Source organism: Epilithonimonas hispanica (assembly GCF_003385395.1).
GTDB classification, from domain to species: domain Bacteria; phylum Bacteroidota; class Bacteroidia; order Flavobacteriales; family Weeksellaceae; genus Epilithonimonas; species Epilithonimonas hispanica.
On sequence record NZ_QNUG01000042.1, the window covers coordinates 1 to 25,398 of the forward strand.

General features: G+C 33.5%; 29 protein-coding genes and 1 tRNA gene. 19 read left to right on the plus strand and 11 right to left on the minus strand.

The genetic code is table 11. From position 1 onward, the window contains the following. Nucleotides 1-210: 210 nt before the first annotated feature. The 6 genes from DRF58_RS14930 to DRF58_RS14955 form a co-directional block, all read right to left on the minus strand. Nucleotides 211-284, minus strand: a tRNA-Ile gene (locus tag DRF58_RS14930). 62 nt (nucleotides 285-346) lie between these two features. Further along, entirely contained in the window at nucleotides 347-745 is a 399-nt protein-coding gene (mce, locus tag DRF58_RS14935) for a methylmalonyl-CoA epimerase (protein ID WP_116036586.1), read from the minus strand. Nucleotides 746-987: 242 nt separating this feature from the next. After that, nucleotides 988-1,749, minus strand: coding sequence for a triose-phosphate isomerase (gene tpiA, locus DRF58_RS14940; protein WP_116036588.1), 762 nt, complete (start codon nucleotides 1,747-1,749; stop codon nucleotides 988-990). A 6-nt stretch (nucleotides 1,750-1,755) separates the two neighbouring features. Next, nucleotides 1,756-2,106 (minus strand): tellurite resistance TerB family protein, encoded by a 351-nt coding sequence (locus DRF58_RS14945; protein ID WP_116036589.1) that lies wholly within the window; start codon nucleotides 2,104-2,106, stop codon nucleotides 1,756-1,758. A gap of 8 nt (nucleotides 2,107-2,114) precedes the next feature. Next, entirely contained in the window at nucleotides 2,115-3,191 is a 1,077-nt protein-coding gene (locus DRF58_RS14950; protein ID WP_116036591.1) for a BT_3928 family protein, read from the minus strand. 14 nt (nucleotides 3,192-3,205) lie between these two features. Beyond that, entirely contained in the window at nucleotides 3,206-3,742 is a 537-nt protein-coding gene (locus DRF58_RS14955) for a DUF1599 domain-containing protein (protein ID WP_116036592.1), read from the minus strand. A gap of 99 nt (nucleotides 3,743-3,841) precedes the next feature. Here DRF58_RS14955 and DRF58_RS14960 point away from each other — a divergent pair, with 99 nt between their 5' ends. The 6 genes from DRF58_RS14960 to rplI all read left to right on the plus strand — a co-directional run bounded on the left by DRF58_RS14960 (nucleotide 3,842) and on the right by rplI (nucleotide 9,156). Further along, nucleotides 3,842-4,909 carry a DUF2891 domain-containing protein gene (locus DRF58_RS14960; protein ID WP_116036594.1) on the plus strand — a complete coding sequence of 356 codons (1,068 nt, stop codon included), beginning with the start codon at nucleotides 3,842-3,844 and terminating at the stop codon, nucleotides 4,907-4,909. A gap of 50 nt (nucleotides 4,910-4,959) precedes the next feature. Further along, nucleotides 4,960-5,793 carry a dihydropteroate synthase gene (gene folP, locus DRF58_RS14965; RefSeq protein WP_245955494.1) on the plus strand — a complete coding sequence of 278 codons (834 nt, stop codon included), beginning with the start codon at nucleotides 4,960-4,962 and terminating at the stop codon, nucleotides 5,791-5,793. A 256-nt stretch (nucleotides 5,794-6,049) separates the two neighbouring features. After that, complete coding sequence (locus tag DRF58_RS14970) at nucleotides 6,050-7,618, plus strand: T9SS-dependent choice-of-anchor J family protein (RefSeq protein ID WP_116036596.1); 1,569 nt, start codon at nucleotides 6,050-6,052, stop codon at nucleotides 7,616-7,618. A gap of 188 nt (nucleotides 7,619-7,806) precedes the next feature. Continuing rightward, entirely contained in the window at nucleotides 7,807-8,148 is a 342-nt protein-coding gene (gene rpsF / locus DRF58_RS14975) for a 30S ribosomal protein S6 (RefSeq protein WP_116036597.1), read from the plus strand. A gap of 25 nt (nucleotides 8,149-8,173) precedes the next feature. Next, nucleotides 8,174-8,476 (plus strand): 30S ribosomal protein S18, encoded by a 303-nt coding sequence (gene rpsR / locus DRF58_RS14980; RefSeq protein ID WP_027382072.1) that lies wholly within the window; start codon nucleotides 8,174-8,176, stop codon nucleotides 8,474-8,476. Between the two features lie 161 nt (nucleotides 8,477-8,637). Further along, nucleotides 8,638-9,156 carry a 50S ribosomal protein L9 gene (gene rplI, locus DRF58_RS14985; protein ID WP_116036599.1) on the plus strand — a complete coding sequence of 173 codons (519 nt, stop codon included), beginning with the start codon at nucleotides 8,638-8,640 and terminating at the stop codon, nucleotides 9,154-9,156. Between the two features lie 65 nt (nucleotides 9,157-9,221). On the opposite strand, the gene DRF58_RS14990 is transcribed toward rplI, so the two are convergent. Then, on the minus strand, nucleotides 9,222-9,764 hold the full coding sequence (locus tag DRF58_RS14990; protein WP_116036601.1) for a thioredoxin family protein: 543 nt from the start codon (nucleotides 9,762-9,764) through the stop codon (nucleotides 9,222-9,224). 87 nt (nucleotides 9,765-9,851) lie between these two features. Here DRF58_RS14990 and DRF58_RS14995 point away from each other — a divergent pair, with 87 nt between their 5' ends. Genes DRF58_RS14995 through DRF58_RS15005 form a run of 3 tightly spaced genes read left to right on the plus strand, consistent with a single transcriptional unit; the run spans nucleotide 9,852 to nucleotide 12,266 of the window. Beyond that, complete coding sequence (locus DRF58_RS14995) at nucleotides 9,852-10,730, plus strand: lysophospholipid acyltransferase family protein (RefSeq protein ID WP_116036603.1); 879 nt, start codon at nucleotides 9,852-9,854, stop codon at nucleotides 10,728-10,730. Beyond that, entirely contained in the window at nucleotides 10,731-11,705 is a 975-nt protein-coding gene (locus DRF58_RS15000; RefSeq protein WP_116036604.1) for a glycosyltransferase family 2 protein, read from the plus strand. A 6-nt stretch (nucleotides 11,706-11,711) separates the two neighbouring features. Further along, nucleotides 11,712-12,266 carry a 3'-5' exonuclease gene (locus DRF58_RS15005; protein ID WP_116036606.1) on the plus strand — a complete coding sequence of 185 codons (555 nt, stop codon included), beginning with the start codon at nucleotides 11,712-11,714 and terminating at the stop codon, nucleotides 12,264-12,266. Here the strand turns inward: DRF58_RS15005 and apaG are convergent. The 4 genes from apaG to DRF58_RS18820 form a co-directional block, all read right to left on the minus strand. Continuing rightward, a complete protein-coding gene (gene apaG / locus DRF58_RS15010; protein WP_185144548.1) occupies nucleotides 12,263-12,646 on the minus strand; it encodes a Co2+/Mg2+ efflux protein ApaG in 384 nt (127 codons plus the stop codon). The genes DRF58_RS15005 and apaG overlap by 4 nt on opposite strands. Nucleotides 12,647-12,835: 189 nt before the next feature. Continuing rightward, nucleotides 12,836-13,177, minus strand: coding sequence for a dehydroquinate synthase/iron-containing alcohol dehydrogenase family protein (locus DRF58_RS15015; protein ID WP_157966739.1), 342 nt, complete (start codon nucleotides 13,175-13,177; stop codon nucleotides 12,836-12,838). Beyond that, complete coding sequence (locus tag DRF58_RS18815) at nucleotides 13,134-13,682, minus strand: helix-turn-helix domain-containing protein (RefSeq protein ID WP_245955496.1); 549 nt, start codon at nucleotides 13,680-13,682, stop codon at nucleotides 13,134-13,136. Before DRF58_RS18815 ends, DRF58_RS15015 begins: the two co-directional genes overlap by 44 nt. Nucleotides 13,683-13,747: 65 nt before the next feature. Beyond that, the gene (locus DRF58_RS18820; RefSeq protein ID WP_245955498.1) at nucleotides 13,748-13,993 is read right to left on the minus strand and encodes a hypothetical protein; all 246 of its coding nucleotides are present in this window, start codon (nucleotides 13,991-13,993) and stop codon (nucleotides 13,748-13,750) included. A 141-nt stretch (nucleotides 13,994-14,134) separates the two neighbouring features. Between DRF58_RS18820 and purB the strand changes: the two genes are divergently transcribed. The 10 genes from purB (at nucleotide 14,135) to DRF58_RS15075 (ending at nucleotide 25,283) form a co-directional block, all read left to right on the plus strand. Beyond that, entirely contained in the window at nucleotides 14,135-15,562 is a 1,428-nt protein-coding gene (gene purB, locus DRF58_RS15025) for an adenylosuccinate lyase (protein ID WP_116036611.1), read from the plus strand. A 91-nt stretch (nucleotides 15,563-15,653) separates the two neighbouring features. Next, nucleotides 15,654-19,343, plus strand: a complete 3,690-nt coding sequence (locus DRF58_RS15030) for a phosphoribosylformylglycinamidine synthase (RefSeq protein WP_168926424.1) — start codon at nucleotides 15,654-15,656, stop codon at nucleotides 19,341-19,343. Nucleotides 19,344-19,521: 178 nt separating this feature from the next. After that, nucleotides 19,522-19,764 carry a DUF3667 domain-containing protein gene (locus DRF58_RS19180; RefSeq protein ID WP_379883830.1) on the plus strand — a complete coding sequence of 81 codons (243 nt, stop codon included), beginning with the start codon at nucleotides 19,522-19,524 and terminating at the stop codon, nucleotides 19,762-19,764. Nucleotides 19,765-20,263: 499 nt separating this feature from the next. Continuing rightward, entirely contained in the window at nucleotides 20,264-21,100 is an 837-nt protein-coding gene (locus DRF58_RS15045; protein WP_116036618.1) for a GLPGLI family protein, read from the plus strand. A 90-nt stretch (nucleotides 21,101-21,190) separates the two neighbouring features. Further along, nucleotides 21,191-21,796 (plus strand): RNA polymerase sigma factor, encoded by a 606-nt coding sequence (locus DRF58_RS15050; RefSeq protein WP_116036619.1) that lies wholly within the window; start codon nucleotides 21,191-21,193, stop codon nucleotides 21,794-21,796. Nucleotides 21,797-21,839: 43 nt separating this feature from the next. Beyond that, on the plus strand, nucleotides 21,840-22,685 hold the full coding sequence (locus DRF58_RS15055) for a HEAT repeat domain-containing protein (protein ID WP_116036621.1): 846 nt from the start codon (nucleotides 21,840-21,842) through the stop codon (nucleotides 22,683-22,685). 46 nt (nucleotides 22,686-22,731) lie between these two features. Further along, nucleotides 22,732-23,535 carry a DUF4097 family beta strand repeat-containing protein gene (locus tag DRF58_RS15060; RefSeq protein ID WP_123902423.1) on the plus strand — a complete coding sequence of 268 codons (804 nt, stop codon included), beginning with the start codon at nucleotides 22,732-22,734 and terminating at the stop codon, nucleotides 23,533-23,535. Continuing rightward, entirely contained in the window at nucleotides 23,532-24,254 is a 723-nt protein-coding gene (locus DRF58_RS15065) for a hypothetical protein (protein WP_116036624.1), read from the plus strand. The genes DRF58_RS15060 and DRF58_RS15065 overlap by 4 nt, the downstream gene beginning before the upstream one ends. Before the next feature lie 4 nt (nucleotides 24,255-24,258). Further along, nucleotides 24,259-24,642: a ribonuclease inhibitor gene (locus DRF58_RS15070; RefSeq protein WP_116036626.1), complete on the plus strand. Its 384-nt coding sequence runs from the start codon at nucleotides 24,259-24,261 to the stop codon at nucleotides 24,640-24,642. Nucleotides 24,643-24,656: 14 nt separating this feature from the next. After that, complete coding sequence (locus tag DRF58_RS15075; protein ID WP_116036627.1) at nucleotides 24,657-25,283, plus strand: SGNH/GDSL hydrolase family protein; 627 nt, start codon at nucleotides 24,657-24,659, stop codon at nucleotides 25,281-25,283. The last annotated feature ends 115 nt before the right edge of the window (nucleotides 25,284-25,398 follow it).

A 25,398-nucleotide genomic window follows, 5' to 3' on the forward strand; every position in this document is an offset into this window, starting at 1 on the left:
AAAAATTTAGAAGCAACTTCAGAGGAGTTAGGGATCGGGCGTTTTTTCTATTCAGACTACAAAACATTTTTGCTTAAACACAAGTTTTGGTACTGATCCATTGTTACCGAAATAATGATAAAAATTGATAAATTATTTTTTCAAAAAAAATGTAAATAGCTGTATTTAAGCGAAATAAACAAAAAAAACGCCTTAAAAAAGGCGTTTTTGTGGTCCCACCTGGGCTCGAACCAGGGACCACCTGATTATGAGTCAGGTGCTCTAACCAACTGAGCTATAGGACCTCAAAATTTGGTTAAATTTTGTGAGTGCAAAAATAACAAAATTTCTTTATCTTCCAAATGTTTTAGGGTTTTTCTTGACACAATTCTACCAGCACACCATTGGTAGATTTGGGGTGAATAAATACAACTAATTTATTATCAGCACCTTCTTTGGGTTCTTCTGAGATGAAAATAAATCCTTCTTTTTTTAATCTTTCGATTTCTGTTTGGATATTTTCTACGCCAAATGCGATGTGATGGATTCCTTCTCCTTTTTTATCGAGGAATTTGACGATTGGACTTTCGGGGTTTGTAGCTTCCAAAAGTTCGATTTTGCTTTCTCCAATTTCGTAAAAAGATGTGGTTACACCTTCTCTTTCTACAGATTCTTGTTTGTAATTGGATTTGCCTAATAGTCGGGAAAACAAATCATCTGAATCTGATAGAGATTTTACAGCAATTCCTAAGTGTTCTATTTTCATTGTGTTAATTTTGAATAATCTTCAAATTGAAAGACAAATTGGTTTGGATAAAAAATCCCATAGCCCCGATTGCAGTGGAAATCCTTTTTTGCGTGAACTTCATTTGATTTTGAATAACCAATCGTGATGCAAAAAAGATTGCAACCCTTCGACAAGCTCAGGATAAACTACAGCGGGATTAAGCTCCTAAAAAAATGTCAAAGTAAAAAGATATTACTTTGACATTTTATATATTTTATTGATTAAGAATTGAATCCTTCAATGATTTTTGAAAAATCTTCGATTTTAAGGGCAGCGCCTCCAATCAAGCCTCCGTCAACATCTGGCTGAGAGAAAATTTCTTTTGCATTGTCCGGCTTCACACTTCCTCCGTAAAGGATAGAAACTTCGTCAGCAACTTCTTTTCCGTACTTGTCAGCAATCAGGCTTCTAATGTAAGCGTGAACTTCCTGAGCTTGTTCCGCAGTTGCTGTTTCACCTGTTCCGATTGCCCAAACCGGTTCGTAAGCAATCACAACTTTTTTGATTTCTTCGGCAGATAAAGTGAAAAGAGCCATTTCTGTTTGGTTTTTAACAACCTCGAAATGTCTTCCTGCTTTTCTCTCCTCTAATTTTTCACCGTTGCAATAGATCGGCGTCAAACCTTTGTCCAAAAGTGCTTTTACTTTTCTATTGGCGTGGCTATCGGTTTCTCCGTGGAAAGTTCTTCTCTCGGAATGTGAAACCAAACTACCGTTTACATCAACAGAAGCTAACATATCTACAGAAATTTCACCTGTGTAAGCTCCACTAGCATATTCGGAAACGTCCTGAGAATATACTCCTACTTCTCCATTTTTGAAAACTTCTTTCGCAGTTGTAAGGTACAAAGCTGGCGGAGCAATGTAAACCTCGCAGTTTGTTGTGTTATTTTTTTTGTAATCTAAAAGCTGAGCAAATAATTCTTGAGCTTCAGCATAAGTTTTGTTCATTTTCCAGTTTCCTGCAACAATGTTCTTTCTCATTATATTTTAATTTAATTTCCAAATATTCTTTAGTAATGTATAAAAATCATGTTCTTCATCAGACACCTCGTTATCTGCCTTGATTAGTGACTTTGCAGATTGGATGAAATCTTTTCTTTCTTGTTCTGTAGAATCTTCTTCGAAACATTTTGCATGGAATTCGAAGTGCTCTTGCCATTGATCTGCTGTTAATTGAGCAATGATTTCCAATTCGTCGTCCAAATTCAAACGAAACGGAAATTCTTCTGCCATATATTCCTGAACTTTGAGTCCTTCTTCTGGCTTTATAATTCCGTCCACAGCTGACAAAATCATTAGTAAATGATATCCAGCAATTGGTTTATTTGATTTTCTCATTATATAATTTAATCTTGATTTAAATAATCTTTTGCTCCCAATTTCTCAACCACTTTTCCTTTTTCCAAAACCAACACAAAAGGATTACTTCTTGCAATGGTTTTAATCGCAATCTCATCCATCATATAATTTGAGATTTGTTTATAGAAATTAGGATTCGTACTTACACCTATCACTTTAGCTTTTTCTGATAAGGCTTTAGTTTCAGTTTTTTTAACCAATTCTGCATCAGCTTCTTTTGGTTTGTAAGTAAATACAATAATAACTCTTGGCTCTTTCAAGATTTCATCTGTGATAGGATTTCCATTCACATCTTCAATTTTGAATTTGGAGATTTCAGATTCGTAACCTTTTTTGGAGATTTCCGAAGTTGTTTTTCCATCTTCAATTTGCCAAGTCGTGTCTTTCCAATATTCCTTATTGATATATTCGTCTTGGTCAACTTTTTTTACTTCGCCAGTTTTGGAATTTTTAAGTGAATAAAACGTCTTATACTCCGAAGGATTTTGTGCAATTTTTTGCTTCTCAGCCGCTAAGTCAGTTCCGATAGAATAAGCTCGGAAATCTATCATCGGTTCGTGAGCAATTCCTCTGTACATCACAAAAATCATTACTAAAACAAAAACAACTAATAATGGTAATTTTCCAAATCTAACCTTTTCATCTTCTTCTCTTTTTCTGTAAAGAACAGCCAGAATTAATAATAAAACCAAAAGTGTAATATCTTTCCAGAATGATTGCCAAGGAGTAAACTTTAGCGCATCTCCGAAACACCCACAATCTGTAACCACATTATAATAAGCTGAATAAAATGTCAGAAAACCAAAGAAAACGCAAAGTACAATCAGTGCATAAAGTGTTAGTTTAAGCTTGATTTTCATCAATAACATAAATCCAAGAATCAATTCCAGAACAACTACAATAATTGAAAATGCCAAAGCATATTTTTCCAAAAACGGTAAATTGAAAACAATTGGCGAAAAATATTCCTCTAATTTGAAAGAAAACCCTTTCAAATCAACAGCTTTTACAAATCCGGAAGCAATGAATATCAGAGCAACAATATAGCGTAGAATTGCTTTCATAATTTTTTTCGGTATTAATTTTTAAATTTAATCAGACAAAAAACAGCATAATTCAACATATCAAAATAGTTGGCATCCAAACCTTCGGAAACCAAAGTTTTTCCTTGATTATCTTCTATCTGTTTAGTTCTTAAAACTTTTTGATAGATCAAATCTGTAATGGACGAAATTCTCATATCTCTCCAAGCTTCACCATAATCGTGATTTTTGCGTTCCATCAGCTCTTTTGCTTTTTGAGCGTAAGAATCGTAAAGGTTGATGATGTCATCAGGATTGGCATTCAGTTCATCAGAAAAACCTTTCTCCAACTGAATCAATCCAATAATAGAATAATTAATAATCGCAATGAATTCGTCTTCCTCACTTTCATCCACCATTTTCACATCCGTTATTTGCAACGTTCTGATTCTGCTGACTTTGATGTAGATCTGGTCTGTGATAGAACTTGGACGAAGAACACGCCAAGCGGTTCCATAATCTTTCATTTTCTTTTCGAAAAGGTCTCTACAAGCCTTGATAACGTCGTCAAACTGAGCGGAAGTATTGTGCATAAATCTGTCTAATTGGTCAAAGATACAAATTTTGTTTGGAGTTAATTTATTGAAAATAATCAGAAAAATTATCTATTTTTATGACTCTAAAATTACTATATGAAATTTGCCGTTTCTTTTTTTCTGATACCTTCTATTTTTATCAATGCTCAACAGAAGTTGAAACTAACAACAGAAATGGCCAACCAACTTGCTTCGATGCCGTTAAAATGCATCAATCAAGAGTATCCGAATAAAACCGCACACGTTATTAATACTGAAAAAGATGCTGTTCTAACTCCAAAAGAATTACACCCGAGTTTTTATGGTTGTTTTGATTGGCATAGCTCAGTTCACGGGCATTGGATGTTGGTGAGATTACTGAGAACTGTACCGGATTTAGAAAATAAAGATAAAATTATTTCAATTCTAGATGAATCATTTTCACCTGAAAAAATCAAAGAAGAAGCTTCTTATTTTACTAAATATCAAGTGGCGCAAAATTTTGAAAGAACTTACGGTTGGGCTTGGATTTTGAAACTGGATGAAGAATTAGCAAGATGGAATCATCCAAAAGCCAAAATATGGCATCAAGATTTAAAACCTTTGACAGATGAAATTCTGAGACTTTGGAAAGCATATTTACCCAAACAAACTTATCCTAATAGAACCGGCGTTCATCCGAATACCGCATTTGCAATGAGTTTTGCAATAGATTGGGCAAGGCAAGTTGGAGATAAATCCTTCGAGAAAGAATTATCTGAAAAAGCTAAAATTTTCTATTTAAACAATACTAAAACACCAGCTTACCTAGAACCTGATGGAAGCGATTTCTTTTCTCCCAGTTTAGAAATTGCAGAATTGATGAGTAGAATTTTGCCTCAGAAAGACTTTGAAAAATGGCTGAATCAATTTTACGAAAAAAGAAGCTTGGAAAACATTGAACAAATTCCTATCATAAGTGATGTTAATGATTATCAAACGGTTCATCTTGTGGGACTATCATTTTCGAAAGCTTGGGCAATGAAAAATATTATCAATGCTTTACCAGAAAAAAATACAATTAGAAAACAATTTGAAATTTCCAGAGAAAAGTTTATTGAAAACTCTCTTCCAATTATTTTTCAAGGCAATTATGGAGGCGACCATTGGTTAGCAAGTTTTGCGGTCTACGCTTTGACTAATTAAAATAATATTTTTCACATAAAATTTACTTCACATTTTTATAAAAATTTCAAATGGAATTTTCTATTACCAATTCTAATCAATCAAAACATTTTTCAATCAATTGTAACGGCAGATTGATAGATTTATCAAAGCCAAAATTAATGGGAATTTTGAATCTGACGCCAGATTCTTTTTCTGATGGAGGAAAATTCAATAATGAGAAATCGGCTTTGCATCAAGCTGAGAATTTATTGAAAAATGGCGCAACAATTATTGACGTTGGCGCACAATCAACCCGTCCGAATGCTGAATATTTGAAAGCTGATGAAGAAATCAGAAGAATTGGAAATGTTATTTCATTAATCAAGAAAGAATTTCCGGAAAGTTTGATTTCGCTCGATACATTTTATTCAGAAGTTGTAAAATTAGGTTTTGATGAAGGAATTGATATTGTGAATGATATCTCTGCGGGACAATTTGATTCTGAACTTTTGGATACAGTTGCAGAAATTGGTTTACCATATATATTAATGCATATCAACCCGACTTATGAATCGATGCACGAGAAGAATAGATTTGATGATGTCGTTTTATCAATCAATCGATTCTTCTCAGAAAAGGTAAATCTTTTAAAGCAGAAAGGAATCAAAGACATTATCCTCGACCCTGGATTTGGCTTCGGAAAAACTATTGAAGATCAATATCAAATGATTGAGGATTTTGAATATATTGGATTTGGAGAATTGCCGATTCTGGCGGGAATCTCAAAAAAATCATTTATCTATAAACCATTTGGTAAACAACCAAATGAGGTCGAGCAAGAAACACTAGATCTGCATTATAAGTTATTAGAAAAAGGAGCTAATATTATTCGACTTCATAATCCCGAAAGCTTAATCATTTGATAAACAAGCCCTTCATTAAGCAAACATTTAAGATTTTTTCAAATTTTTATTTTAAGAAAATTTTTAATGATTTCTTTAAAAAAATAATATTATTTAAAAAAAATATTCGAATATCACACACCTTTAACGAAATATTTAAACAATCAAAATGACAACAACAAGTGAAATAAAATAAATAATTGATAATTTTAATAACAAATATTTGGTTATTTTAAATTAATTTAACTAAATTTGAGAGAATTGAAAAATTATCTTTATGAAAAAATCTTTACTACGTTTAGCTTTTGTAGCTTTACCAATGTTTGGTTTCGGTCAAACTTATTTTTCAGACAACTTCGACGATGAAGACATCTCCGATTGGACTCTATACGATCAAGACGGCGATGGCTTTGAATGGGAAACAGTAGCACTAACCGAACCTGCAGGGATCACACCTGCTATCGCCTCTTATTCTTATGACAACGCAAGTTTCACAGCTTTAACACCTGACAACTACATCGTATCACCTGCAATCAACTTATCTACTGCAACTTCAGCGGTACTTAAATTCAAAGTAAAAGCACAAGATCCAGATTGGGCCAATGAAACATACTCTGTATATGTTGCAACAACAAACAGTGTTGCTGCATTTTTAGCAACCACGCCTCTATTAACTGAGAACGCCTCCACAAACGGTGTTGGCGGTATATTTTATTCAAAAAGCATTGACTTATCTTCATTTGCTGGTCAATCACAAGTTTATGTAGCATTCAGACATCACAGCTCAACAGATATGTTTGCTCTACATATTGATGACGTAAGCGTCTCCGCGGCACCTACAGTTGCGCCTGGTTGCGCTACTTTAGTATCTCCAGCAAATGGAGCAACCAACCTTAATTACGTTTCCCAAACATTCTCTTGGTCAGCCCCAGCTACTGGAACTGTAGATTCTTACGATATCTATTTAGACAAAAATCCTAACCCAACAACTTTGGTTAGCAATGTTACAGGCACAACTTATACAGCAGCTAATCTTGATGGATCTTCAACATACTATTGGAAAGCAGTTCCTAAAAATACAATTGGCTCCGCAACAGGATGTACTACATTTTCTTTCACAACCATAGAAACTACATATTGCGGACCTTTAACATACTCTTTCACAGTAGAACCTATAACATTAGTTAACTTTGCAGGCATAGACAACACAACATCGGCATCAACAAGTGGCGGTACTGCACACGAATTCTTCCTAGATCAAGTTGGCAATGTTACATTAGGTAGCACACACGCCATAACAATAAAAGGAAATACAGGAGGTAATTGGGCTAATAACTTCATGGTTTATATCGACTGGAATCAAGACAAAGACTTTGCAGATGCCGACGAAGCTTATTCTGTAGGATCTATTACAAATTCTACAGGAACAGACACAAAAGAACTTACTTACAATATCACCGTACCTGCAGGTGCAGCAATAGGAAACACCAGAATGCGTGTCAAAAAATTATTCGGGACCACAAACTTAGCAGACCCTTGCGTAGGTGGTAGCTTTGGACAAGCAGAAGATTACACAATTAATGTTGGCACACTTGCTGTTTCAGAAACCACTAAAAATAGTATCAGATCTTATCCTAATCCAGTTAAAGACATCTTTAACATAGAGGCTCAAGGTAAAATTAAAAACGTAAAAGTTTACGACACTGCAGGCAAACAATTGTTCACAAAAGAATTGAATGAGGCTAAATCTCAAATTGATTTCAGCAGATTCAACACAGGCGTATATGTTGTTACTACTACATTAGAAGATGGTACTTCTACTTCTACAAAAGTAATCAAGAAGTAATTTTTATATTAATCAAATTTAGTCCCGTCATAAATGACGGGATTTTTTTTATTAAAAATCTATTAATTACAGAGAAGGCAAATCTGCATGTTCATGTTTTACTTTTTAAATTCTGAATAAATTATTTGTAATTCAGAAAAAAATTGTAGTTTTGCAACTCGAATTTTTAATTAAAATTAATTAACATTATGAACAATTACGAAACTGTTTTCATTTTAACTCCCGTTCTATCTGACGCTCAGGTGGAGGAAGCAGTGAAAAAATTTGAAGACCTATTAGCTTCAAACAATTGCGAAATCGTTGCCAAAGAAAATTGGGGACTTAAGAAATTAGCTTATCCTATCCAATTGAAAAAGAATGGTTTTTACACACTAATCGAATTCAAAGGAGAAGGAACTGTAGTTGCAGACCTAGAAACTGCTTTCAAACGTGATGAGAGAGTTATCCGTTACTTAACGACTAAACTTGACAAGCACGCTGTAGATTATGCAGTAACAAGAAGAAGCAAACTAAAATCTGCTAAAGCTTAATTATTAACCTTTAAAATTTAAAACAATGGCAATAGATGATATGGCAAAACAAGCCTCTGCTGGAGGTGAATCAGAAGTAAAATTCCTTACTCCACTTGATATCAATACAAAATCTGAAAAGAAATATTGTAGATTCAAAAAGTTTGGTATTAAGCACGTAGATTACAAAGATGCTGACTTCCTTTTACAATTCGTAAACGAACAAGGTAAAATCTTACCAAGAAGATACACAGGGACTTCTCTTAAATACCAAAGAAAAGTATCTGCTGCTATCAAAAGAGCAAGACACCTTGCTTTGATGCCTTACGTAGCTGACTTATTGAAATAAGAAAAAATAATAAAAGAAGTAGGCTTGCCTGCTTCTTTTGTTGCTGAATAATAATTTAATTCTAACTGTTTTAGATATTAGATATCAGATATAAGATTTTAGATTTTTCTAATTTCTCACTTCTAAACTCTAACTTCTAGAATCTAAACAAGACAACAACAATGGAAATTATCCTAAAACAAGACGTAGAAAACTTAGGACTTGAGTTCGATACAGTAAATGTAAAACCAGGTTACGCTCGTAACTTTTTATTACCTCAAGGTTTTGCTTTATTAGCAACTCCTAAAAACAAAGCAGCTCTAGAGGCTACTTTGGAAGCTAGAAAAGAAGAAGAAGCTAAATTGATTTCTGCTGCAAATGCTGTAGTTGAGCAATTGAAGAAAACTTCTATCACTATTCCTGCAAAAGTAGGTTCTGGTGACAGATTATTTGGTTCTATCAACAATGCTGATCTTGCTGCTGCTTTAGCAAAAGCTGGTATAAGTGTTGATAAAAAATATATCAAAATCCCTGGAAATACAATCAAGAGAACTGGTACTGCAACTGCATTGATCAGACTTCACAGAAATGTAGAATACAACTTCGATTTTGCAATCGTTTCTGATGCTCCAGTAGAAGCTCCTAAACCAGCCGCTCCAAAAGCTAAAGTTGAAGAAGAAACTACTTCTGAAGAAGCTTAATTGAAATATTTTCAAAAGCATAAAAAAACCACTTCAAACGAAGTGGTTTTTTATTTTAAATATAATTAAGACTTCTTTGGTTTCCAAGCATTGAAAAAATCTTTAACTTTTTCTAGGCTATAACCACTACCCTCCTCTAGAACGGCGCTGTCTTGTGTATGTATTTGTTTTCCATCTTCATTCAAAATAATAAACACTGGATAACCAAATTTTTCTCCTGGATTCCCATAACTAGAAAATATTTTTTCATTTTTATTTTCAGGAGACCAATTCAAATGGTAATAAATATAATTATCATCAACAATTTGCTTCAATTCAGACGTCTGTTGAACATAATTATTAAATCTCAAACACCAGATACACCAGTTACCTCCAGCTTGTATTATAACATTTTTATGCTCTTTCTTGGCCAATTTTACAATATTTCGAATATCAGATTCAGCATTAGCTTCAGGATGATATGGCTTGGGTAATTTCGCTTTTTCTTCAGCAGCAGCCTTTTTCTTAGCCTCGATTTGCTCTTTGGTAAGCTGTGTAGTTTGAGCATTTGTAAGAGAAAATAAAAATACGCCTCCAACAAATAACAATTTCTTTACAGATTTTCTCATTATTATTTATAATTGATTAAATATTAACTTCAAAGTTAATCAAAAATTCAGCCATTTTTCAGTATATTTGCCAATAAACACAATAGTTTGAATCAATTTCTATTCAGCATATTATTACTAATTTCCAGATTACCTCTTAGAATATTATATATTTTTTCAGATATATTATTCTTTATTAATTATTATATTATTGGATATAGGAAAAAAGAAGTATTAGATAATTTAAAAAATTCTTTTCCTGAAAAATCGGATAAAGAAATCACAGATATTTCAAAAAAATTCTTTTCCAATTTCTGTGACTATCTTGCTGAAATGCTGAAAGCTTTCACCATAAGCAATGTAGAATCCAGAGTTAGGATGCAACATCTGAATCAAGAAGTTTTTCACGAAGCAAAAGCCGAAGGTAAAAACGTCATTCTCTTATCTGGCCACGTTTTCAATTGGGAATGGTTCAATGCATTGGCAACCATTGTTCCTCAAAAAGACTGTCATCCTGTTTATAGAAAAATGAGCAGTAAGTTCTGGGAACAAAAAATCAAATTAATCAGAAATAGATTTAATAACAAATCTCTGGAAGCTAATGAGGTTATCAAACATATTTTCCGAACTCCCAATGACGGAAATTCAATTTATATGTTTGTAGCAGATCAGACTCCAAATGTACATTCTGTTAATTACGGCCTGAAATTTCTGAATCAAAAAACACCTGCTTTTGTAGGTTACGACAAGCTTTCAACAAGAATGGATATGGTCTTTATCTATTGCGAGTTGAAGAAAGTCAAACGAGGATTTTATCAAGTCAATTATCACAGAATCTATCCTGAAGGGGAAAAATTTGTAGAACACGAAGTAGTTAGAAAATTCCACACATTATTGGAAAACACCATCAACAAAAGACCAGACAATTGGCTTTGGTCACACAGAAGATGGAAATACAAAGATTATATTAAAAAATACGACGAGTAAATGACGATTGCAATTGCCATACTGAATTGGAATGGGAAAAATTGGTTAGAAAAATTCTTACCATATGTAATTCAATATTCTTCTGAATCAGAAATATACGTCATTGATAATGCTTCGACAGATGATTCTATTCATTTTTTAAAATCAAATTTTCCGTCGGTTAAAATCGTTCAAAACTCTAGCAATTCTGGTTTTGCTGCAGGTTATAATGAAGGTTTAAAATATATCAAAGCTGACATCTATTGTCTATTAAACTCAGATGTAGAAGTTACAAAAAACTGGATTTCTCCAATCACAAAATTATTTTCTGAGGACACAAATATCGCAGCAATTCAGCCAAAAATTCTGGATTATAATCAAAAAGATAAATTCGAATTTGCAGGAGCTGGTGGCGGTTTAATAGATAATTTAGGTTATCCTTATTGTAGAGGAAGAGTTTTCGATGATATAGAAATTGATAACGGCCAATACGATGATGAGACAGAAATCTTTTGGGCTTCCGGATGTTCGCTATTCATTCGTTCAGAAGATTTTTGGAATATGAATGGTTTTGATGAAAGATTCTTTGCTCATCAGGAAGAAATTGACCTTTGCTGGAGATTGAAAAATGCTGGAAGAAAAATCTATTATACTGGAAAATCCAAAGTTTATCACGTTGGCGGAGGAACACTTAATAAACAAAATCCTCAAAAAACCTATCTCAATTTCAGAAATAACCTGACAATGATGCTGAAGAATTTGCCTTCCTACAAGGTATTTTTCATTCTGTTTCTAAGACTTTCTTTAGATGGAGTTGCAGGAATTTATTTTGGATTGAAAAATGGATTTTCACATCTTTGGGCTGTTTTCAAATCACATATGGGATTTTATTGGCAATTGCCAAAGTCTATTCAACTGAGACAGAAAAATCAGATTAATCATTATTATCAATCAAAATGGTTGATTTTCAAACATTTTCTTGGTTCAAAAAAATAATTAAAGATGGATTTTATAGCTCTCGATTTCGAAACCGCAACTCACGAGAAAAATTCTGCTTGTGAATTGGGCGTTTGTATTGTAGAAAATGGTCAAATCAAAGAAACAAAATCTTGGCTTATAAAACCGCCATCTTTTCCTTATTTCAATCATCATAATGTTGCTGTTCACGGCATTACACCAGAAGATGTACAACACGCTCCTACTTTTGCCGATGTTTGGTACGAAGTTGAAAATCTTATGTATGGAAACTTAATGATTGCTCATAACGCTGCTTTTGACGCTGGAGTTTTGCGAGGATGTTTGGACCATTATGGTTTCTTCAAACCGAATATTAACTATCTATGTAGCATCGGAATTGCAAAAAAAGCATGGAAAGACCTTAAAAGTTATGGTTTAAAAAATCTTGCAGAACAACATCAAATCAAATTCAATCACCACCGCGCAGACGCAGATGCAGAGGTTTGTGCTAAAATTTCGTTGTTAAGTTTCGAAAGATTGATGATTAGTCGAAATGATGAAGTTAAAGATGTCTTCAGTAAAAGAATTAAGATTCTTTAATTACTCAAAACTTCCGAAACAAGATTAAATTTGGGAATACTTACATCAAAAGTTTCATGATTGGCATTTTCAAAAAGATAAGAACCTTCCATATTACCCACACCCGATTTTACAATCACATTAGAAAAATAATTAAACTTTTCGCCACTTTCAATCACTGGAGTGAGACCAATAACACCGGCACCTTCAACTTCGGTAAAACCAAATCCTAGATCATAAATCATCCATTTTCTCGAAAGCAACCTCACAGCAACATTACTTAGATTTTCGATTTCAATATTATAACGGAAAACATAACGATTTTCAGAAGGATAGCTATTATGGTTATCATAATCTGTTGTTACACTGACTTTGATTTCTGATGTAATTTTTGATACCATTATATTAGATTTAAATTTAGAGATACAAATATCTCGCCGATTATTGGATTAAAAAATTATAATTTGGTTAAATTATAACATTATAAAAAAGAAATATTCAAAAATAAACATTACCTATATTATTAGAATATAAAAAACAGGAAACCTCAATGAGATTTCCTGTTTTTTATATAATATTTAACTTTAGAATTATCCAGCAATTACTTCTTCTGCATAAACTAAGCCTTCATAACAAGCATTGTAAATTGCTTTCAACTCTTCTAAAGTTGGAACTCTCGGGTTGAAACCTGTACAAGGGTCAATTAAAGCGTTGTTTGCGATATAATCAAGATTCTTATCCCAATCTTCTCTGGAAATTCCAAATTCTTTGATTGCTGATTGATTGTTAAATTCAGAACGTAAAGTTTCAATTGCCTGTGCCAATTCTTCAGCAGTTTCTTTACCGATTACTCTTGCCAAATCTGGAAAACGATTTGATGCTTGAGCGTTATAACGGATAACATTCGGAAGGAAAACCCAAGTCGAAAGCAATTTCTTTGTGAGACAAATCAGAAAACATCAGTTGACGTTTGATTTCCATTAAAATCCTGTTATGAATAGCCTGAATGGCTGTTTCTCCACAATGTTTTTTGGTAACTGAATTTAATTTTTTTGGAGTAATTGCTAATTTTTCCGCATAATACTGAACAGTTCTGTGTTGTTTATAATGTTCGTTCAGTAATTTTTTAAATCGAACATAAATAGGTTTATCAGCCGTTTCTTTATGTAAAATATGATGCAAGCCGTGAACGGATTCTATCAAACCTAAAAGAAAAATTTTAATCAAAAATCTCGCTTGTTCTTTTTTAATAAGACTCGGTTTTTGATAAATCCCTTGAATGATTTGAATGGAATTAAGACTTTGTTCAAAATCACTCGAAGATAAAATCGTACAATTCAGCTGCGTGGAAAGGTTGACATTATAGGTACTCAATTCGTTTTTCAGAATATCCGAGCAGAATAATATTTCTTCAAACAAAATAATTTTATCTTTCAAATCTTCACTACAATTTGAAATAAAATGAACCTGCTCCGGAAAGACAACAAAAATTTTTCCAGCTTTCAGATAATGAATTTTTCTTCTATATGAAGTTCTAAAGTCCCCTTTTCAATGACAATAATAAAGAAATGGTCTTTTTTATGTGGTTTTAAATATTGGTTTAAATTTTCCTCATTCAATTCAAAAACTCTGAAAGAAAGATTCTTATCTTCTAATTTTTTAATATTTTTTTTTGATTTCCAATTTCTTAATTGTTGCCATTTCCTTTCTTTGTTTTTAAAACGAAGTGACAAAATTAATTTTTTCATTAATTCAAACCAACGTCAAAAGTATTGTTTAAATTTAAAATTCGCGTCAAAATCACTAAAAATTAATTTAAAAATCAAGTTATTAACTCTCATCTAAAATCCTTATTTTTGTCCTAATCTAAAAAAAGTAAAAAGAAAGAAATGAATTCCTACAAAAATCCATTGGAAGAGCGCTATTCCAGTGAAGAAATGCTGTTTAATTTCTCGCACAACAACAAGTTTCAAAACTGGAGAAAACTCTGGATTGCTCTTGCTGAAATCGAAAAAGATCTTGGACTTGACATCACAGACGAGCAAATCGCTGAGTTGAAAGCCAATGCAGAGAATATTGATTATGATGCAGCTGCAGCTTATGAGAAAAAATTCCGTCATGATGTAATGGCTCACGTTCACGCTTATGGTGATGTGGCGCCTTCTGCAAAAGGAATTATTCACTTGGGGGCAACTTCGGCGTTTGTAGGAGATAATACAGATTTAATTCAAATCCGTGACGGACTTTTAATTTTAAAGAAAAAGTTGGTGAACGTGATGAAAAATCTTTCTGATTTTGCTATTCAATATAAAGATTTACCGACTTTAGGATTCACACACTTCCAACCGGCTCAGTTAACGACTGTTGGAAAAAGAGCAACACTTTGGTTGCAGAGTTTAGTTCTTGATATCGAAGAATTGGATTTCTTCTTAGAAACATTAAGATTCAGAGGGGTAAAAGGAACTACAGGAACTGCTGCCAGTTTCTTGGAACTTTTCAACGGAGATTATTCTAAAGTAAAACATTTAGATAAAGAATTGTCAAAAAGATTCGGCTTCGAAAAAGTTTTCGGAGTTTCCGGACAGACTTATGACAGAAAAATAGATGCTAAAGTTGTAGCTTTATTAGGAAATATCGCGCAATCTGCACATAAATTCACAAACGATTTACGTCTTCTTCAAAACCTTAAAGAGATTGAAGAACCATTCGAGAAAAACCAAATCGGTTCATCTGCAATGGCTTACAAGCGTAATCCAATGAGAAGTGAAAGAATTGGAGCATTGGCAAAATATGTAATGTCTTTAACGACAAGTTCTGCAATGGTCGCTTCAACACAATGGTTTGAAAGAACTTTGGACGATTCTGCAAACAAGAGATTAACAATTCCTCAGGCGTTTTTGGCTGTTGATGCGATTTTATTGATTTGGAACAACATTATGAACGGAATCGTGGTTTATCCAAACAGAATCAACAAACATATTATGGAAGAACTTCCTTTCATGGCGACGGAATACATCATTATGGAAGAAGTGAAAGCTGGTGGTGACCGTCAGGAAATTCACGAAGTAATCAGAGTTCATTCTATGGAAGCGTCTAAAAAGGTAAAAGAAGAAGGGAAAGAAAACGACCTTATCGATAGAATTTTAAATGATGATTCATTGAAATTAGATAAATCAAAATTAAAAGAAGTTCTCGACCCGAAAAATTTCATCGGTTTTGCGCCAATTCAGACGGAGGAATTCATTGCGAATGAAGTTCAGCCGATTATTGATGCGAATCAGGATTTGATTGGCTTGGAAGCTGACCTTAAAGTATAAAATAACTTGCAGTCTCTTCGACTGCATTTTTTATTAAAATAAATCTAATAAATGATTTTAGAATGAAAGCTAAAATCTTATATCTATAAAAATGAACAAAAGAATTTTCGTAGAAAAAAGAGGAATTTTCGATGTAGAAAGTCCAAAAATTTTTGATGAAGTAAAAGCAGTTGTTCCGTCTATCCAAAGCGTAAAAGTGTATAACGTTTACGATATTTTTGGATTAAATGATGGTGAATTCGAAAAAGTAGTGAACAGCACTTTCGTAGATCTGGTTACTGATATTTTAATCGAGGAAAATCCTGCAAAAGGAACTCATTTCGCATTGGAATTTTTACCGGGGCAATACGACCAGCGTGCGGATTCTGCTCAGCAATGTATCGCTTTATTGACTGGAAATGAGAAATCTAAAGTAAGAAGCGGAAAATTAATTGAGTTTGAAGGAATTTCCGAATCTGATTTACTTAAAGTCAAAGATCTTTTAATTAATAAGGTTGAATCTCAGGAAAAAGATTTGTCAATTTTAGATATTCCTGCGGAAGAAACGCCGTCAAAGGTTATTGTTCACGAAGGTTTTAACGATTTTGATGATGTTCAGCTTGCTGACTTCTATAATTCTCACGGTTTTGCATTAGGTTTGGACGATTTGAAATTCATTCAGGAATATTTTAAATCCGAACAGAGAGATCCAACGGAAACGGAATTGAAAGTTCTAGACACGTACTGGAGCGACCACTGCCGTCACACAACGTTTGAAACAGAGTTGTCAAATATTGAGTTTGAAGGACAGTTTAAACATACATTGGAAACCATTTTCAATGATTATATCGAAAAAAGAAAATTCTTAGGACGCGAATTGAAACCAATCTCCTTAATGGATTTGGCGACTGTTTGCGGAAGATATTTCCATAAGACAGGTCAGTTGGAAAACCTTGTTGTATCTGACGAGATCAACGCTTGTACCATCCAAATCGAAGCTGAATACGATGGTAAAAAAGAGCCTTGGTATTTATTATTTAAAAATGAAACGCACAATCATCCAACAGAAATTGAACCTTTTGGTGGAGCATCTACTTGTTTAGGTGGTGCGATCAGAGATCCTTTGTCTGGACGCTCTTTCGTTTTCCAGGCGATGAGATTAACGGGTGCTGCAGACGTTTTAGAATCGGTTGACAAAACTTTACCTGGTAAATTACCTCAAAAAACAATCACAAAACAGGCTGCGAATGGCTATTCTTCTTACGGTAACCAAATCGGTTTGGCAACTACAATGGTTTCCGAAATTTACGATGAAGGTTACAAAGCAAAGAGAATGGAAGTTGGTTTCGTTGCCGGAGCGGTTCCTGTGGATTGGGTGAGACGTGAAAAGCCTGAAGCAGGTGATTCTATCATTATTTTAGGAGGAGCAACGGGTCGTGACGGAGTTGGAGGAGCAAGCGGAAGTTCAAAGGAACAGGACGAAACTTCGATTCATACAATGAGTTCTGAAGTTCAGAAAGGAAATGCGGTTGAAGAACGTAAAATTCAAAGATTATTCAGAAATCCTGAAGTAACGAGATTGATCAAAAAATCTAATGACTTTGGAGCTGGAGGTGTTTCTGTGGCTATCGGAGAAATCGCAGATTCTTTAGAAGTTAATCTGGATGTTTTACCTTTAAAATATGAAGGTTTAAATGGAACCGAGCTTGCTATTTCTGAATCTCAGGAAAGAATGGCGGTTGTGGTTGAACCAAAAGATAAAGAAAAATTCATCAAATTCTGTGAAGCTGAAAATATTGTAGCTGTTGAAGTTGCAAAAGTGACAGATTCCGGTAGAATGCAGATGTTCTGGAAAGGCGATAAAATTGTTGACCTTTCAAGGGAATTTTTAGATACGAACGGTTGTTCAAAAAGTCAGGAGGTTAAGATTACGCATCTTAATGAAGTAAAAGAAGAAACTCCTGCATTCAATGAAGAAAATTTCTTAAAAATATTAAGCGATAAAAATGTTGCTTCTCAAAAAGGTTTGTTGGAAATGTTCGATTCATCGATTGGTGCGACCACGGTTGCAATGCCTTTAGGTGGAAAATATCAGCAGACTTTGATGGAAGGTAGTGTTCAGACTTTGCCAATTATCGGAGCAAAAAATATTGAAACCGTTTCTTTGGCGAGTTGGGGATTTGATGCGGAGATTTCTAAGCAGAATTCTTTGTTGGGAGCTTCTTACGCTGTTGTAGAAAGTGTTGCGAAAATCGTTGCGATGGGTGGCGATTACAAAAATATCAGATTCAGCTTCCAGGAATATTTTGAAAAATTAGGCCAGAATCCTGAAAAATGGGGTAAACCTTTGGCTTCTTTGTTGGGAGCTTATGATGCTCAGATTAATTTCGGTTTGGCAGCCATTGGAGGTAAAGATTCAATGAGTGGAACGTATCAGGATTTGAATGTTCCGCCAACATTGATTTCTTTCGCTTGTGCCAACGGAGAAAAGAAAAATATTATTTCTCCTGAATTTAAAAGTGAAGGAAATAAAGTATATTTCTTCAATCATATTGCTCAGGAAAACGGACTTCCGAATTACGATGCTTTAAAAGATGTTTATGAATTCATTTTCGAAAACATTAAAGCCGGAAAAATCGTTTCAATAAAAACGGTAAAAGAAGGTGGAGTTGCAGTTGCTTTAGCAAAAATGAGCTTCGGAAATAGATTAGGAGCTGAAATTACGGTTGATGAAACGGCTTTATTAGCTAAAAATATCGGTAGCCTGATCATCGAATCTAAAGAAGAATTAAGCACTGTAAATCTTCAATTAATTGGAGAAGTTAAAGATTCAAATGTTATTAAAATTAATGATGCTGAATTTGCGATTGAAAAATTGTTAACAGCTAATACAAATACTTTTGAAAACCTTTTCCCAACGCTTGAAAAAGAAAAAATAACAGTTGAGATCGACGAAAAACTAAACTCAATCAACCCAGGAAATATTATCATCAAAAAGCACGGAATTGCTCAGCCGAAAGTATTCGCACCGGTTTTCCCGGGTACAAACTGTGAGTACGATACATTGAACGCTTTCGCAAAAGAAGGTGCTGTAATCAGCAGTCTGCCTTTGATCAACATCAATCACCAGTTATTGGATGAAAGTATTGATGCGTGGGTAGAAGAAATCAAAACTTCTCAGATTTTGGCTTTCTCAGGAGGCTTCTCTGCGGGTGATGAGCCGGATGGTTCTGCAAAATTCATTGTTAACGTTTTGAAAAACGAAAAGATGAAAAATGCCGTTCACGAATTGCTTGACAGAGACGGGATGATTATCGGTATCTGTAACGGTTTCCAAGCGTTGGTGAAATCTGGATTGTTACCTTATGGAAGAATCAAAGATTTGGATGAAAATTCTCCGACTTTAGCTCACAATGCGATCAGAAGACACATTTCTCAGATGGTAAATGTAAGAGTTGTGAATGACGAATCGCCTTGGTTAAAAGGAATGAAAGACCAGGTTTTCACCATTCCAATTTCTCACGGTGAAGGTCGTTTTATGGCTTCAGAAGCAGAAATTCAGAAGTTGTATGAGAACGGACAGATTGCGACTCAATATTTGGATTTAGAAGGAAACATCGCTCACGCAATGCCATTCAATCCAAATAATTCATTATTCGGAATTGAAGGAATCACAAGTCCTGACGGAAAAATCTTCGGCAGAATGGGTCACCCGGAACGTTTTGCAGAAGGTTTGATGAAAAATATTCCAACTGCGAATTATCACAATATATTTAAAAACGGAGTTGAATACTTCAAATAAACAATAAATAAAACCTCATAGATTCCTTTATTCTATGAGGTTTTTTAATATTAATTTAATAAATAAGTTCCTATTTTTGTATCATTACAATTAGAAAAAACTAACCAATGAACGAAGAACATTCTTCTGAGCCTAAAAAAGAAATCAAAGAATAGACGCAAAATACATTTCGCACGAGATTCAGCACCTTTTACATTTTGACAAAGGCTTTCTTTTTACCTTCAAAGAGCTGTTAATTCGACCTGGAAAAGCGGTAAGAGAATATCTTAGAGAAAATCGTGAAAAATATGTAAAACCAATTGTATTTTTGGTTTTTTCAGCGGTTATTTATACGTTTTTGATTCATCTGTTTCATATTGATGTTCTGATATTTAACATCAAAGGAATTGGAAATACGCAATGGGAAAACAATCATAATTGAAGCTATAAACAGTTGGATAGATTCTCATTTAGGCTACTCGGCTTTGATTATTGGATTTTTCATGGCGCTTTGGACGAAAATATTCTTTTACAAAAAAGGCTTCAATATATTTGAGATTTTTGTCTTACTATCATACATTTTCGGCGTGTTTTTTATTTCAGCTTTAATCTTTTTATTGATTGGAAAGCTATTTAATTTATTTATTATCGCTCAAGTTGGAATATATCTGGTTCAGGTTTATTTTGTTTGGGCAATTGGACAATTTTTCGGAGAAAAGAACTTTTTGAATTACGTTAAGAGTTTGATTTGTTTGTTTTTAGGAATTATTACTTACAAATATAGTTTAGTTCTATTGGCTTACTTAATTCATTTGTTTTAAATCAAAATCGAAATAAAATAAAAATGGCTGTCAATCTTGGCGGTCATTTTTTTTATACAAATTGCAACATTATTTACAATCCTGCATCTTAATAATAGCAAAATCATCAAAAACTATTATATGAAACTCAAACTATTATTAAGCTTATCTGCATTAAGCAGTTCCATTGCAATATTTTCACAATCATACAAAATCATCTATGCTTTCAAATGGAAAACCGAAGAACACTCAAAAGACTACAACTCGGAGTTAACTGTTCTTTTAAAAAATGATGACAATTCTTATTTCGAATCTTTGGCAAAATTCAAATATGATTCGTTAAAAACCAAGTTGGTGGATGAGGGAAGCAGAAGTTTTCCAAGCCCAAAGCTACAATGGAAATTACAGCCTTTAATTCATAAAGATTTGAAATCTCAAACTACAATTACTGAAGAAAATTTTTTCGACAAAGTCTATTTAACAACTTATGCTTGCAAACCAATTTGGAAAATTCAACAGGAAAAAAGTAAGTTATTCAATTATAATATTCAGAAAGCGGAAATAAATTTTGGAGGTAGAAAATGGATTGCGTGGTTTACCAATGAAATCCCGATAAGCGATGGACCTTACAAGTTTTTTGGTTTACCAGGACTTATTCTGAAAATATCAGATTCTGAGGAGAATTTTATTTTCGAAATTAAAGGTCTTACCAAAGAACAATATAATATTGAAGGACGTAATGCATACGATTCCAAAGTGAACCTCACGCCAAAACAATGGGAAACATTTTGGAGCAAATATCAAAAAGACCCATCGATGATTTTCGCCAATCTTAATTCTCCTAATAATACCTTTACTTACGTCTATCACGGCCTAAGCGTAGATAGCAAAGAAGCTAAAGAGATGTACAACAAAACGGAAAAAGAAAAAATTGATATTTTTAAAATCCCTATTGAAACCAAATCCTGTGAACAATAATTAAAAAAATCAGAAAAAAACATAAAAAACTGCAACATTTGTAATTGGTTTGCGTCTATTATATAGAATCGGAAAAAAACAAATAACTTTTTGAAAGCATCAACAGAAAATATCAGTGACAAAGAATTGTTGGAACGATGCAGTTCGGGAGACAATTCGGGGTATTCTCTGCTCTATCATCGTTATTCTAAGGCTGTTTTCAATTCCATCTATCGTATCGTCAATGATAGAGAGGACGCAGAAGATATTCTTCAGGAGGTTTTTTTAAAAGCATTTTCTGAAATCAAATCCCTGAAAAATGTAGAAAGTTTTGGAGGTTGGATCAAGCGAATCGCCATCAATCAATCGCTTAATTTTCTTCGGAAAAATAAAATCTATTTTACTGAAATTGAAGATGATAAAATATTGGACATAGAAGATGACGAATTGGAGGCAAAGCTGACTATGGAATCTCGTGTGAAAGAACTTCAAAATATTATTGCAGGATTTCCTTTGCAGACAAGAACAATTGTCAATCTTTATTTGTTCGAGGAAATGCCACAGGAAGAAATAGCAAAGATTTTAAATATACCGCACGGAACTGTAAGAAGTTATTATCACCGTGCTAAAAAGAAAATTTTTGAAAAATTAAACCCAAAACACCAGAATGAAATCGCCTTTAACCAAAAATTGGCGCACAAAAACCTACAAAGATAAGGCGATAACATATGACCTTTAAAAAACAATAAGTATCTACATTATGAAAGATTCGCTTAAAAAATATATCAATGAACACCGAGATGAATTCGATAATCTCGAAGTTCCTGACGAAATGTTTGACAAAATAATGTCCAAGCTGGATAACACTACTCCATCCGTTGGGAAAACACGTTCGATATTACCATTGAAAACTTGGGCAATCGCCTCTTCCATTGCAGTTATTTTAAGTTTGGGAATCTTTAATTTATGGCAGGAAAAAGAAATCGATAAAACTGTTATTGCAACGAAGCAAACTCCTAAAAAAGAAGATGAAAACCTCGTTGAAACTTCAATTCCAAAGAATGGATTAGAAACATCAATAATAGAAAATAAAATACAAAAAAACACTGCAAAAGTTCTTGCAAATAACAGTTCTGATTCTCCAAAACAATCAATAGATAATCAAAATTTTGTTCCAAATTATAATATCGAAAATGAAAATCATTCTGATAAAGCAAGTGCAATAGAATTGATGAATAATGAATTTTCTGCAAGTTCCAGATTGCAAGGGATTGCTTTGATAAAGGATTTTTCTGATTATGATTCGAAAATAATCGATTTGCTTTCTGAAAAAGCCATCTCAGACGAAAACACGAATGTAAGATTGTCTGCAGTTTCAGCCTTAGAAATGCAGAGACAAAATTCTGTTGTAACAGATAGATTTCAACAGATTTTCATTCAACAGAATGACCCGATGGTACAGAAAGAATTAATTTCCTTTTTGGCTGAAAAACCATCATCAGAGTTGAGTCCAGAAGTTAATGCAAAACTTATGGCACTTGCTAAAGACCCAACAACAGTAGATTTTGTGAAAGACGAAGCATACGCTGTTTTAATGAAATATTAAAAGCTTTTATATAAATAACTCAATAATTATTAACAATTTAAACATTATGAATAAGATATATTTGATTATGTTCGCTTTGATGACGGTTTCCTTCCAAGCGCAGGAAAATACAACTCAAGCAATTACAACAACAGAAAACACGAAGACTTACAAAGTCAACAAAAGCAAAGGAAAATTACTCATCAATCTTGGGCAAGTAATAGTAGAAGGTTATAAAGGCAATGAAATCGTTTTCTCTTTGGAAGGTAAAACGCCTGCAGAAGACAAACGTGCAGAAGGGCTACAGGCAGTCAATGCTTTAGGACTTATAGACAACACGGGACTCGGAATCAGTGTTTCTGAAAAAGATGGCGTTTTGGAAGTTAATCCATTGAAAAAAATCTCCTCTCCATCGATTAAAATATTAGTTCCTGAGAATGTGATTGTTTCATTTAAACATCAGTCTCAATACGGCGGAAAAGTTGTTTTCAGAAATATGCAAAATGAGATTGAGATCGCTGCAACTTACAACAATGTTCAGCTAGAAAATATCACAGGACCGGCAACTGTAAAGTCTATCTATGGAAATGTGGAAGCTGTTTTCAGCCAAAATGTGAAAGGTCCATTATCCATTATTTCGGTGTATGGCCATACGGATGTTACGCTTCCAAAATCTGTAAAAGCCAACCTAAAAGCGACCACTTCGTATGGCGAAATCTATATTTCTCCGGATTTTAAAATTGAGCAAGAGAAGAAAACAGAGGACGATTTGATTAAGTATGGCAATGATCTTGTCGGAAAAGTAAATGGTGGCGGAACGGATATAGAAGTTCGTTCAGATTACAGTAAAATCTATTTGAGAGCAAAATGAAAAGGCTGATAATTTTTGTAATGACTTTCATATTCGGAGTGATTACAGCACAAACACAGATTAATAAAAGCTTTCCTGCGACTAAAAATCAAAATATATCTTTGAAGTTTGATTATCCTCAATTGATTAAAATCAGCACTTGGGACAAAGACGAAGTTCAGATTTCGGGAACTGTCAACATCAATGACAATGACAATAATGACGCTTTTCAAATCAAAGAATCAAAAGATAGCAATTCTCTTGTTATTGTAGGAAATGTTTCGGGAATAGACAATCTTCCTCACAGAATCACGGTTCATAAAGGCAATGAAAAACTAACTTTTAAAACCAAAGAAGATTATCAGCAATATTGTAAAACCAACGGTGTCACTTTCAACACGATGTCCAACGGAGTTGATATCAATATTGAATTAGAAATCAAAGTTCCGAAATCTCTTAAAACTCAAATAGAAGCCAAATATGGATTGGTAGAAGTTAGAAACTTCGGTGGAGAAATCAATGTTAACGCAATTTATGGCGGAATCGATGCTACAATTTTGGAGAAAAATATTGGGAAACTTTCTGCAGAAACCTATTATGGGCAAATCTATTCTAATTTGGACGCCAAATTTGCCGGGAAAGATTCGGATGATTTTCATACATTAGTTACGACAACATTTGGAAACGGGCCACAATACAGCCTTGAATCCAAATATGGAAATATCTATCTAAGGAAATAATTAAATGAAAAAGGGAATCAATAATAAAAAAATGACTGTCATCAATGGCGGTCATTTTTCAGATTTGGAAGGTTTCTACGAAGAAATCTCCCAGCTTTTCATGAAAGATGAAGACTGGAAAGTCGGGACCTTGGATGGTTTCGATGATATACTTTACGGCGTTGATTCCGATATTACTTGGAAAGATTCTGAGAAGTCAAAAGAGGATTTAGGTTTTGATTTAACTAAAGAATTTTATGAAAACAAGATCCGAATCGGGAAACCTTTCAATGTCGATTTGATTAAACAAAAACTGGGTGATTTGATGGATGGAAAAGGACAAACTTTATTCGAAATTTTAGTTGAAATTATAGAATCGCATCAGAATATTAAACTAATTTTGGACTGATTTAAAACAAGACAATGAAAAAGATGATTTATGGATTATTCTTCGGAGACAGCATTACTTACGGCGAATATGATGGCGTTTTTGGAGGCTGGGTTGATATCCTGAAACGATATGCTTTGCAAAAATATAATGAAGGTAGTAATGAATTAATTCTTTTCAATCTCGGAATTGGTGGCGAAACAACGGAAGGTTTGCTCAAAAGAATTCCGCACGAAATGAAAGCCAGAAATTCCACTGATGGGAATATCATTTTTCTTGGTTATGGCGCCAATGATTTAGCAAAAAAAGAAGAAACTCAATTGCTAAATCCTGAACAATTTAAAACTAATATTGAAACTGCTGTTCAAAATGCAAAGCAATATTCTAAAGACATCTATCTTGTAAGTATTCTTCCTATTTCAGAAAACATTGATTCGAAAGTTTCTCCAACTGGAAAAGTGAGAACCAATGAAGATGTTTTAATTTATAATCAAATCCTTAAAAACATTGCGACTGAAAACTCATTAAATTATATTGATTTTCATTCTGCTTTTTTGCAGGATAAAGAAATTTTACTTTCCAAAGACGGCGTTCATCCCAACGAAAAAGGTTACGGAATGATGGCTGAAATTGCTATTCCAATTATTGAGAAATATCTTTAAAATTTATTTTTTAACGCAAAGATTTCTATGTTAAAGAGCAAATATTATTTGAATTTTTTATTGATAAAAATTCTTCTTTTGGTAGAAATGGCAGCTTTCGTTTGATGACAGCTAT